The organism is Chryseobacterium gambrini, from assembly GCF_900156825.1.
GTDB classification, from domain to species: Bacteria; Bacteroidota; Bacteroidia; order Flavobacteriales; family Weeksellaceae; genus Chryseobacterium; species Chryseobacterium gambrini.
Genome location: NZ_FTOV01000016.1, coordinates 1 through 12,223, shown reverse-complemented (window position 1 = coordinate 12,223; position 12,223 = coordinate 1). Strand labels below are relative to the sequence as shown.

The window sequence follows — 12,223 nt, the reverse complement described above, 5'->3', positions numbered from 1 at the left end:
GATAAGCTGAATGTGGTGTACAAACTATGATCTGAAATGATCTGAATTATTATGATGAATCATTATCTGATCTGATATTTTTTCTGTTTTCCCTATTTCTTTTTACAAAACAAAGACACTTACAAATATATAAGTGCCTGTTTAAAAAAATGGATTGTAACTGTTTAGATTAGGGCTTCCTGATCATTGGGGGGATTTCTGTTTTCTGATCTAATTTTTATTTCGTTTGGTTTCGATTAAAATAAACATTCTAAAAATCTAAACTCAGTATTATTTTCCTGTTACTAAAAACGTAAAGGATCGATTCGCTAAATTACCATCCTGATCGCCTGTTTTTATTCTGATGACTGTATTTGAGACAAATGAGACCTGAGTATTCTCTTTAGTATTCAGTCTGGATCCAGGCTCTCCGGGAAGAGGATTGGTTCCATTTGTGGTTCCCGCCTGTACACCGCCATTATAGCCGTAAGAATCTACAACATTACTTGAAACACCATATACTTCAGATAACGGAACATCAAATTTTATGTCAAAAATACCATTTGCGGGATTAGATATCGTATAACCGTTTCCTATAACTGTATTAATTCCGCCTTTGTTCGAAGAAAAATTATTCACTCCTACCGTGTAACTGCTTCCATTTATACCTCCTATGGTACGGCTGTCTGACAAAGTTCCACTCGCAGCAGAATTGAATTTTGCATATACCGTTCCTCCCAAAGATCTTGCAGCATCAGAAATCGCACTTTGCTCTGGCTTTATTCCGACCCAAACATTTCCGTCAAAGTAATAATATCCTGATTTAATGATATTAGCTGTTTTAATTGTAGTGGGATTAGCCGCTGACGTTACATAAAGTATAGCTCCGGTTTGTTCTATGGTATATAAATCATCTTTAGCCTTCAGCTGATTTCCAGTTAATTTCGGAGTTATAAAACCATCTATTCTGGTAAGATCGGCAGGTGTGGAAACCATTTCAAAAGTTGCTTTAGGGTCGTAGGTATTCAGCCCGAAATAACCTGTGTTTGGAGCAAATCTTGCCCATTCCGTATAAGCTGTTGCACTGGTATATTTGCCGAAAGAGATGTTTCCTTCCACTCCGCTTCTTCCTGATGTATAGATTCGTGTTCCTGCTGAGCTTCCGTTATTGCCTATAGCAGGAAAATATCCGGGCTGCGTTAATCCGTATTTCTCTCCTGCACCGTCGTTTACAACCCGTCCTACTCCATAATGAGAGTCTGTAGGACCAAACTGTATAAATCCGTTCACATTAAGCTTTGCAATTGTACTTACACCGCCGATTCCTACATTTCCTGTACCCGAAAAATTCAATGAGTTTCCATTCAGATTGGCAGTTCTGTTTCCGGTAAGTGTGCCATTGGTATTATATAAATTAACAGAGGAGGCACCTGTCTTCATCCATTTACTACCATCATAATAATAAAATCCTGCTGCATCGGCATTCACAACCTGCCCTGTTAAGACAGAAGCAGGAGAAGTGATGTAGAGTATGGCTCCAGTCTGGTCTATCGTATAGGTTTTAGCAGCCAACTGATCCCCTGAAATTTTAGGCACGATGACACCATCCAGTTTTGATGTATCTGCTGGATATCCCGTTACATCCAAAGTTGCTTTTGGCGAAGCGGTATTAATACCAACCTGAGAAAATAACAGTGTAGAAAACACTAAACTTTGTGCTAATAATAAACGTTTTTTCATTTTGAAAGATTTTAAATGTTTTATATAAGGAGGTTATAAAATAGAATGAGTAATTATATCTTATTTTATCTTGAATTAAAGGCAGACATATCCTGTAATAGTTTTTAAATAAACCATTACATTAATTCTCGTTAAAAATTATTGATTTTATCTTGCTAAAAATTCAAAGGAATCACTTTATACGTAAATGCACTAAAAAGCAAAAAGTGACATTTTTTATCTGAAATAAACTTGTTTTGGGGTATAAAATTTCGTGCGTTAAAAAATTAACACAAAAAATAATGAAAAAATAAAATTTATAATTTTAATAGAAATGAGTCACACCATTCTTTCGGCAAACAAAAACTAACATTAAATGGTTGATTCTCTGAATTGTTTTGGAGTGCACCCTACATTTTTCTTGAAAAAATTAACAAAATGGGCTGGTTCATTGAAGTCTAATCGGAACGAAATTTCTTTTACCGATAAGCCTGTTTGTTTCAGCAAAGATTTCGCATCATGAATCATAATATTATGGATATGCTCTTTAATTGTTTTTCCGGTTTCCATTTTCAGTTTTCTGCTGAGATAATTGGCATTTACATTCAGAGCATCTGCATAGTAACTTACCGATTTTGAATAGGCAAGATCATTTCTCTTTTTCTCTTTATTCAATAAATTCATGAAAGATAAAACAAGATTTTCTTCATGGTAAATTTTAGTATCGGAAAACTGTTCAAAATAATATTTATCATAAATACCCTTTACTTTCAGCAAGATAATATATAAACAGGCAGCCAAAACAGGTCTGTTCTTCAAGCTGTAATTTTTATAGTCTTTATTAAAAAACTCAAACAATGCAACCAGATCTTCTATTTCTTCGGGTAAAATCTTGATGGGGATCGATTTATCTGCCTGAAAATAAGGATAATCTGCAAGCAATTCTTTTAAAAATGAATATTCTTCCACAAAATTTTCGGAAAAAAATATTCCATACTTTACGAGTGTGGTTTCCGTTAATTCACAGGAAACCGTCTGTCTGGGAGGTACAAGGTAAACACTCGGAAACTCCATTTCTTTTTCCCAATGCGCTACTTTTATTGTTCCTCCACCATCTATAAAAAGATTCATCGCAAAAAGTTCAGACTTTATCGGAGCAACACTGAGATTAGGAGCTACCCAAACCTGCTCTACTTTATCCAGCCAAATATCCGGACATTGTGGCGGAGAAACATTCAGAAAACTACAAACTTCATAGATATTTCTGAAATAGATGACTTCTTGTTTTGCACCCATAGTATTTGATTTTCAGTGAGTAATGATTTACATTGCAAATTTAACTACAATTTATACAGATAAAATTGCAAAAAAAGAAACTATAATTGCGAAAAAATTCAAAAAAATAATGAAAGCCTATAAATGCAATACAATTAACTGCTGGCTGACTTCAGTATTGAAAACTAATTCTTTTCCCTGAAACTTTAAGGCATATTTATTGTAAAGTATGAAGGACACCAAATAAAAAATTTAAATATGAACAACGAAAAAAATGTAGCCGTACTAAACGATTTACTGAACATTACCAATGACAGGATTGAAGGATTTTCAAAAGTGGAAGACAAAGTATGGGACACTCATCCGGCGTTGAGAATTGATTATGACCATATGGTTTCGCAGTCTCAGACTATGAAAAATGATCTGATAACACACATTAACGAGCATGGCGGTGAGGCAGATAATACAACCAGTACCGCAGGAGCTTTTCACAGAGCATGGATTGATGTAAAAAATGCTTTTTCAGCAGATAAAGATGAATCTACGCTGGAAAATGTTGTTTTCGGAGAAAAAGCAGCGATTGATGCCTATCAGGATGCTTTAGACAGCGGAGATATCTCTCCAGAATGTTCAAGACTCGTTTCGGATCAGCTTCATCATCTGAAATCTTCTTATTCAAAATTTGAAAATCTTGAAGCAAGAAATTAACAAATAAATTTCATCACCCATAAAGAGAGTTTTTCAACTCTCTTTTTGCGATTATATAAACCAATTATCCATGAAGAATATCGACAGTATTGCCCTTATCGGAGGCGGACCGGCTGCTTTATTTGTTGTGAAACATCTTATTGCAGAAAAAGTTTACCCAAAAGAACTTTATATTTTCGAAAAAAGCGAAGCTTTAGGATCCGGAATGCCTTACAGCCATTTTGGAGCAAATTTTGAACACGTTGCCAATGTTTCCGCCAATGAACTTCCGGAATTACCACAGTCCTTCAATGATTTTGTGACAAAAAAAGATCTTAAAGATTATCCGGGCTTTGTGAGCCCAAACCACGGAAACATCAATGAATACAAAGTAATTCCCAGACTACTTTTAGGAAACTATCTGGAAGATCAGTTCAATATTTTACTGAAAACTGCCGGTCAGCATAATATTAAAGTCAAAGTTTTTAAAAACACAAAAGTTGTAGATATTGACAGGAAAAATGATGATTTTTTTACGGTAATTACAGAATCCGGTGATGCTCACAACGTGTCTAAAGTAATTATCTGCACCGGACATCAGTGGTCTTCTGAAAACGAAACCCGCAGCAAAGGATGGTACGATTCTCCTTATCCTCCTTCAAAGTTTGAACGTACTTCCGATCATCCGGTTGCGATCCGCGGAACCTCGCTCACCGCAGTAGATGCGGTAAAAACTCTGGCGAGATTAAACGGAACATACATCAAAGAGAATGACGATCTGAAATTTAAGATTAATGAAGAAAACAAAAATTTTTCCATTACCTTATTTTCGAAAAGGGGATTTCTTCCTGCTTTAAGGTTTCATTCCGAAGGAAGTCCCTATTCGGAAGGCTGGATCATGTCTCATGATGAAATCCAAAAATACAAACAGGAACATAACGGCTTTGTGGATCTGGATTATGTGTTCGACCTGAATTTTAAACAACCGCTGAGAAAGAAGAATGAAAAATTTTATCATGAAATAAAAGACCTCACGATTGAAGAATTTGTTGAAAAAATGCTTGAATTGAGAGAAAAACTGGATAGTTTCCAGCTTTTTAAAGCTGAATATGCTGAAGCTGAAAAATCAATAGAAAGACATCAGACCATTGCATGGAAAGAAACGCTGTCTGCTTTCAGCTATGCAATTAATTATCCTGCCAAACATTTTTCAGCAGAAGATATGATAAGACTCAGAAAAACCCTGCTTCCGCTTATTTCGGTGATCATTGCTTCTCTTCCACAATCTTCCTACAAAGAGCTTATTGCGCTTTATGATGCAGGAGTACTGAATTTAATAAGCGTGGATGATGAAAGCTATATTGAATCTCATGAGGAAGAAGGAATCATTTATCATTATACGGATGAAGAAGGAAATAAAAAATCCGATCATTACAGACTTTATATCGATGCCATTGGTCAGCAGCCGGTTCAATTTAACAGCATTCCTTTTGAAGGTCTGAAAAACGGAAGATTCATCAGTTCTGGCTACATCAAATTCAGAGATCCTGAAAAAGGTAAAAGTGAATTTGAAAAGGACAGCAGCCATATTATGAAAACGGAACCTGATCATTATTATCTTCGGGTAGACGGACTGAATATTAACGATCATTTTCAGGCTCTGGATTATTACGGAAAAGTTACAGAAGATCTTTACATTATGGCAGTTCCGTATATTGCAGGATTAAATCCGGACTATTCCGGACTTGATTTTTGTGATACCGCAGGAAAAAGAATTGTACAATCTCTATTATAAATGAGCTTCAAATTCCGCATTCGTCAGAATTTTATAAATTGGGCGAATGCAGTTTTTTGAATTCTCAAAGATGGATAAACAATTTAGAATTGTTTTTTGGTTCTGTTTATTATTAACTCACCTTTTTATCAGGAAGAGTAAACCAGAATGTACTTCCCTCTCCCAGCTTACTGTCAACTCCAATTTTTCCCGAATGCTTTTTAATAATTTCAGAACAGATATATAATCCAAGACCAAGCCCTGAATAAGATTTGCTCATATGCTCCACACGGTAATAACGGTCGAAAAGATGAGGAAGTAGAGATTCCGAAATGCCGTTTCCAAAATCGCGGACAGAAACTTTGATCTCATTTTCCAGTGACTCTATGGAAATATGAATTTCTTCGGAATCTTTGGCATATTTAACCGCGTTATTCACGAGATTTACCACAACCTGTTCTATCCTGTGTTCATCGGCATACACCATCAGATTTTCATCTCCTTTTAAAATAAGCTGATATTTATTTTCGAATCGTACATGGCTGCAGCTTTTACTCAGCATCTCGTGCAGATTAAAAACTCCGTATTCGAGCATTAACTGATCCTGCCCTAATCTGCTCATATTCAGTAAATCATCAATCAGCATATGCATTTTCTCGATCTCCTTATCCGACTGTTCTATAAGGCGGGTATGAATTTCAGAATAAGGACGGTCTTTTATCCTGTTCAGCAATTGTATGGAAGCCTTTACAGCGGTTAGCGGAGTTTTCAGTTCGTGACTGGCAACGCTTAAAAAGTCGTCTTTGCGCTGTTCCGCAAGCTTTTTTTCTGTGATGTCGGAAGTCATTCCCACCATTCTGTCTGCAACACCGTTTTTATTATATCTGGGTCTTCCGTGCGCCTGAATCCAGTGGATGGAGCCGTCCTTCCATTTTACAGGGTATTCTGCTTTATAGATGCCGTTGGTTTTAATGGCTTCCTTTACCAGACTTCTCACTTTTTCCCTGTATTCGGGAAGCATCGCTTCAAAGAGATCCGGATAATTGAATTCTTCTTCGGGCATATATCCGAAATTATATTTAAACTGATCGTTGCTCTGCATGATTCCGGTTTCAAGATCTACTTCCGTGGAGCCCAATTTGCTTGCATCCAGAGCAATTTCAAGCCTGTTTTTTATTTCAGTAAGCGAATGTCTGGATTGTACCAGCTCGGTAACATCATTTGCCACCACGAGAACAGATGTGCTTTTATTATTTTCATTAAATATCGGCTGATACGCAAAATTGAGGTAAAGCTCTTCAAGTTGTCCGTTTTTTTCTATCAGAACCCTGTTTTCTTTGCCAAAATAAGGTTCTCCCTTCTCATGCACTTCCGTGAGAATATCAATAAATGATTGTCCGATCAGTTCCGGAAGTGCTTCCTGCAAAGGCATCCCGACAATCGACCGGTCTTTGTTCCAGATATTCAGAACCATATCGTTCACAATATCTATTTCAAAATTTTCTCCTTTTAAAGAAGCCATCGCTACAGGAGCTTTTTCCACCAAAGTTTTGAATCTTTTTTCGTTTTCAGCTAAAGTATGATTGGCGGTTAACAGTTCTTTTCTGGTCTGTAAAAGCTTATTGTTAACACTAAAAAGCTCTTCATGCTTAGAACTAAGATCTTCGTTGGTAGCAAGATATTCTTCATTAAGTGCGGAAAGATCATTAATTAGTTTCTGCTCAGACTTAGATTTTTCATCCACCATTTTTAAAGCTTCCTGTCTTTCTGTAACTTCAGATGCGGTGTGAAGTATATATTCAGTTTTTCCTGAAGAATCGAGAATTGCCTTATATTCAAAATCGAAGTAAAATTTCTGGAGCACTCCGTCGATATTAAGTATAGCGGGATAATCTTTCGCTATAAAACTTTGTCCGGATCTCCAAACATTCTGCAGCATATCAAAAAAAGGCTGCCCTTTTAATTCGGGAACAGCATCCAGAATATTTTTTCCTACAACACTGCTGCCTTTTCCCCAAAAATTAATCATGGCTTCATTTGCGCTTATGATTTTGATATCATCACCCTGATAAACAGCCGTTGCGTTGGGAGAATAAAATAGGACAGACAATAATTTTTCAGGGGAAATATTCTGAGGAGAATTCATAATTCAATTTAAATAATCAAATATAATTATTAAAAACTACTAAAAAAACCGGAATATAAAGTTTTATGAATTTTAATAATTGTTTTTTGATACGATCTTCAAACGAAATGTAAGCCAAAACAAACAATTTTATGTTGATCCTGTTTTATTTTACAGTAAAGGGAATTACAGTTTGAAAACTGATATATACCGGGTTTGTCTACACTTTTTTAAAATAGAAATATTCTTGTCGGAAAACGCAAGGACGCAAGTTTTTTATTAATCCCAAATCTTTAAGACGCAGGAAAATCAAAGACTTTCAATAAAGGATTGATATTTAATTTTATCGCGATTAAGCTTAAACAGGTTTGCCATAAAAAAAAGCGGCTGCAAAAAAAAATTTGCAGCCTGCTTCCTAACCAAATAATATGAAGATCTCTTTACATTTATTCTACTTTTTTACCCCATCGGGTTTTATTAAAAAGACGCAGCTTCCAGCCACTACAAACAGAATTCCTGCTAAAATAATAGCCGAAGAAGGATTATTTCCCAGAAAATTATTAAAAATAAAACCGAAGGATAAGGTCTGAATGAGCATCGGAATAACAATCATCATATTGATCACTCCCATATAAATTCCTCTTTTGCTGTGAGGAATGGATGGAGAAACCATAGAATACGGCAATCCCATCATGGAAGCCCATCCGATTCCCAATGCAACCATCGGAAGCAGAATGAAGTATTCATTTTTAATAAAAGGTAAGGTCATAATACCTAAACCTGTAAGGAACAAACAAAATATATATGTGTTTTTAGAACCAAATTTTTTAGCGAAGGGAACCAAGAGCAAAGCGGAAAGCATCGTGACGATGTTATAGGAACCGTTCATTAATCCGGTCTGTCCTACCGCAACCTCAACCTGATGCAGTATTCCTTTTGCCCAGCTTAAGTCTTCTGCAACAATTGAAGCGCCGTTTTTTGCACTTTCCAGAAAATTATTTGCTTTAGATTCATCCGCTTCGGAAATTCCATACAGCGACGATTTCAGCATCGGCGTGATGAACTGCCAATAGACAAAAAGTGCGTACCACTGGAAAAGATAAACCAACGCGAGTTGCCAGAGAACTTTCGGCATTTCTTTTATTGCGACAATAATTTCTATAAAAGGTGTAAAAAATGTACTTTTTTCCTTTGCTATTCTTAATTCTTCAATTTCTTCTTCCGTTGGCGGGATTTCGGGTGTTTTATACACAGACCACGCCACAGATGCGATTGAACAGAACGAACCCAGAAAGAAGGAATAATAAACCCATACAGGAATTCCTCCGCTTGCAGAATTTCCGCCTAAATATTTCTGAAAAACAAATAACGATAGATTGGCAAGGGTAATCCCCGCTCCCACAAACAGACTCTGCATCTGAAAACCAAATGTCTGCTGATCTTCCGGAAGTTTGTCTCCAATGAAAGCGCGGTAAGGTTCCATTGCGGTATTGTTTGCGGCATCCAGAATCCATAAAAGTCCGGCTGCCATCCAGATGGTAGAACTAAAAGGAAATAAAAACAAGGCTATACTGCAGAATAATGCTCCTAACAAAAAGAACGGTTTTCTGCGCCCCCATTTTGGACTCCAGGTTTTGTCGCTGATGGCTCCGATTAACGGCTGGATCAGTAACCCGGTAATGGGACCCGCCAGATTGAGGATGGGAAGCTGTTCTGCATGCGCTCCCAAAAACGAATAGATGGGATTAACCGCAGTCTGCTGAAGTCCGAAACTGTACTGAATCCCGAAAAATCCGACATTCATATTCCAGATCTGCCAGAAACTCAGGCGCGGAATGATTCTTTTTGCGTTCATAAATCTGTGTTTACAAGTTCATAGTTTTTTCCGAGAATAAGATCTGCATTATTTTTGAAACTGCGGATAATATGATGTTCAATTTCCAAAACTTTTTCTACAAAGTCACTTTGCTCGTCACGATTGCGTTTCATACGATTTTCGTGAGTGTCTCTGTAATTGCGGTCTATGAAAATTTTAAAATCAAATTCTTCAATTTCGAGAATGTAGGTTCCTTCCACAATGATGACCTCGTACCCTGAAGTGCCGATTTTTTCACTGCTGATCAGATTCTCGCTGTAGTAAACCAAAGGCTTTTCAATCTCCGCAGATTCTGTTTTAAAATCTTTTATATTCTGAGATAATTTTTCAAGATCTACTTCCTGAATTCCTACATTATCCAGAGATTTTAACCGATTCTCGTGGTTGGTTTTCGGAGGAAGTTTAAAATAATCGTCCATCTGTAAAACCAGACTTTTCACATTCTCCTGCTCCAGAATTTTCTTTAGGGCAAAAGCAGTTACCGATTTTCCGCTTCCGCTTTCTCCTGCAATCCCGATCGCAATTTTCTGCTTTCCATTCAGGGGAAAGTTTTTTTTCAATAATGCTGTTATTTCTTTGGCTGTAGCCAGATGTTTTTCTTTTAATTCTATAACGTCGCCGACCATTTTTTACTTTTTTAAGATGAAAAATTTGAAAAACTGTACTTTAATAAGTCATTAAAAGATATCCCGATGCCGAAAAGCAAAGCTGATCTGTTCCCAATGGCAATAGTTGATCTGTGGAATAGTATTCTCTGAAATGCTCTCCTTTTTCATTCATCAGTTCTTCGTACTGCTTCAGGATTTTTTCAGGAATATCTGTTACGCCTTTCTGTTTAAGTCCGAGACAAAGCCAGCCTAAAAATATCGGCCATGAACCTCCGTTATGGAAATGATAGGGTTCATTTTTGAAGCTGTAGCTGTAGTTGTTTTCCAGCAGTCGCCAATCGTCATCTCCGGGAAAAATCACTGGATAAAAAGCAGGAAGCATCCAATGTCTGAATTCCTCTTTTACTCCATTTAAAAATTCTGAAAAAGCGTTTGTATTCAGATCAAAATCCAGTAAAAGAGCGAGTGCATTTCCTGCAAGATCAAAACGTCCGTCATATCCGTTTGCATTCAGCGAAGCGTAGAAATAGGGTTTTGCAGTAACTTTCGCATAAGCCGTTTCATGGTATTTAGCTGAATCTGAACCATTTTCATTTTTATAAAAATTTTCCTGAATCAGATTTTTTGTATTTTCCGCTACTGTTTTTAATGTTTCATCATCATAAACTTCAGCAGCATTTTTTAAAGCCCAATATCTCAGAACGTTATCGTACAAAGTATATCCGGAAGTTACATATTCATCTGCCCAGTTTCCGCCCAACGGACTGTACACCAAACCTCTCTGATTGTATTCCCAGCTTTTAAGACAGGAAAGAGCTTTGTAAATTTTTTCTTTCAGACTGTTTTTAAGCTCCTGATTTTGCGTTTTTGTAAAATATTCGCAGGTTGTAACGATCCACCAGGTTGTGGCGTCGGTTCTTCCTACGTGTGTTCCGTAGCTTGCTTTATCATTCACCACATTGGAAGGGATCTGTCCGTTTTCCGCCTGATGTTTAGCGAGTGTAAGAACAGATTTTTCCAGTCCGGCAAGAATTTCTTCGTCATTTATTAAAATTCCGGCATATCCCGTCATCATAGAATCTCTCGCCCATACTCTTGCGTAGTTGTCTCTTTGTTGTGCAGATGCCAGAATTCCTTCTTCTGTAATGGCTTTCCTTATAATTTCAATGGCTTCCTGTCTAAACATATTATATTTTTTTGAAAAAAATGCGGAATGAACTTTCATTCATTCCACATTTAGAGGTAAAAGTATTAAAAGTCAAATTTTACACTTGCGCTGTAGCTGCTTCCCGGAAGCGTTCTTGCTCTTACGATTCCGTTTCCTCCTGCGATAGATCCTTCTTCAGCTTCTGTAACTGCAATGGTGTTGAAGATGTTGTTTGCATTTACGCTAACCGAAAGATTTTTCATCAGTTGGTAAGAAATATAAGGGTTTACAATCGCATAACCAGGCATAATTAATTTGTTTGAATCCTGAGTGTAAGCTTTTGTTGCTCCGATTAAATAGAAACCAACATTCAGTTTATCTACGCTGAAGTTAGGGTTTACGGAGTACATGAATTTAGGTGTTCTTCTAGGCGTGTTTCCAACGATGGTAGGATCCAGTGCGTTTTTAATTTCCGCGTGAGTATAGGTAAGTCCTGCTTTTATGTCAAAACCTTTTGTAATTCTGTAATATCCGTCTAATTCTACCCCAAGAGACTCGTATTTGTTTTCTGTTTTTCTCTGTGTAGTCGCTTCGTAATTCGCTTCCTTAGTTCCTGCATAGAAAAGCGTTGTATTAAGGAAATATCCTGCTCCTCTCAATTTGTAACCGGCTTCCACCTGATTTACTTTGTTTACTTTTACAGCATCCAATGCAGGATCATCATTATTGGTATAGTTGTATCCGGAGAATAAAATTCTGTCCGCAGAAGCACTTCCACCCTGGCTCACTCTTGCAAATACGGCATTTTTACTGTTTAAAGCATAGTTAGCTCCCACTGAATATCCGAAAATTCCGTATCTGTAGTTTACAGGAACATTGATGTTGTCGTTAGAACCTACCAACTGTTCAGGAATATCGATTACTCCGTTTCCGTTCATATGGTAAGTTTGCATTAAACAAAACAGATTGATAACTTAGTTAAAAATATTAACCAGAAGAGCAAAAGCAGCAGGATAAAGACAGACGCTCGAAT

The 12,223-nt window shown here is 36.9% G+C and carries 9 protein-coding genes; 2 read left to right on the top strand and 7 right to left on the bottom strand.

Annotated elements, in window-relative coordinates; all coding sequences use genetic code 11:
- Positions 1–270 precede the first annotated feature (270 nt).
- Both BW951_RS19470 and BW951_RS19465 read right to left on the bottom strand, forming a co-directional pair.
- Positions 271–1,719: a hypothetical protein gene (locus BW951_RS19470; RefSeq protein ID WP_076395859.1), complete on the bottom strand. Its 1,449-nt coding sequence runs from the start codon at positions 1,717–1,719 to the stop codon at positions 271–273.
- A 351-nt stretch (positions 1,720–2,070) separates the two neighbouring features.
- Entirely contained in the window at positions 2,071–2,994 is a 924-nt protein-coding gene (locus BW951_RS19465) for a helix-turn-helix domain-containing protein (RefSeq protein ID WP_076395857.1), read from the bottom strand.
- A gap of 237 nt (positions 2,995–3,231) precedes the next feature.
- Here BW951_RS19465 and BW951_RS19460 point away from each other — a divergent pair, with 237 nt between their 5' ends.
- The gene (locus BW951_RS19460) at positions 3,232–3,681 is read left to right on the top strand and encodes a PA2169 family four-helix-bundle protein (RefSeq protein ID WP_076395856.1); all 450 of its coding nucleotides are present in this window, start codon (positions 3,232–3,234) and stop codon (positions 3,679–3,681) included.
- Between the two features lie 70 nt (positions 3,682–3,751).
- Complete coding sequence (locus tag BW951_RS19455; protein WP_076395854.1) at positions 3,752–5,455, top strand: FAD/NAD(P)-binding protein; 1,704 nt, start codon at positions 3,752–3,754, stop codon at positions 5,453–5,455.
- 112 nt (positions 5,456–5,567) lie between these two features.
- On the opposite strand, the gene BW951_RS19450 is transcribed toward BW951_RS19455, so the two are convergent.
- The 5 genes from BW951_RS19450 to BW951_RS19430 all read right to left on the bottom strand — a co-directional run bounded on the left by BW951_RS19450 (position 5,568) and on the right by BW951_RS19430 (position 12,143).
- On the bottom strand, positions 5,568–7,580 hold the full coding sequence (locus BW951_RS19450; protein ID WP_076395852.1) for a PAS domain-containing sensor histidine kinase: 2,013 nt from the start codon (positions 7,578–7,580) through the stop codon (positions 5,568–5,570).
- A 430-nt stretch (positions 7,581–8,010) separates the two neighbouring features.
- Positions 8,011–9,414 carry an MFS transporter gene (locus tag BW951_RS19445; RefSeq protein ID WP_076395849.1) on the bottom strand — a complete coding sequence of 468 codons (1,404 nt, stop codon included), beginning with the start codon at positions 9,412–9,414 and terminating at the stop codon, positions 8,011–8,013.
- Positions 9,411–10,061 (bottom strand): uridine kinase family protein, encoded by a 651-nt coding sequence (locus BW951_RS19440; protein ID WP_076395847.1) that lies wholly within the window; start codon positions 10,059–10,061, stop codon positions 9,411–9,413. The genes BW951_RS19445 and BW951_RS19440 overlap by 4 nt, the downstream gene beginning before the upstream one ends.
- Before the next feature lie 40 nt (positions 10,062–10,101).
- Positions 10,102–11,229: a glycoside hydrolase 100 family protein gene (locus tag BW951_RS19435; RefSeq protein ID WP_175608852.1), complete on the bottom strand. Its 1,128-nt coding sequence runs from the start codon at positions 11,227–11,229 to the stop codon at positions 10,102–10,104.
- Between the two features lie 65 nt (positions 11,230–11,294).
- Entirely contained in the window at positions 11,295–12,143 is an 849-nt protein-coding gene (locus tag BW951_RS19430) for a TonB-dependent receptor domain-containing protein (RefSeq protein WP_175608851.1), read from the bottom strand.
- Positions 12,144–12,223: the final 80 nt, after the last annotated feature.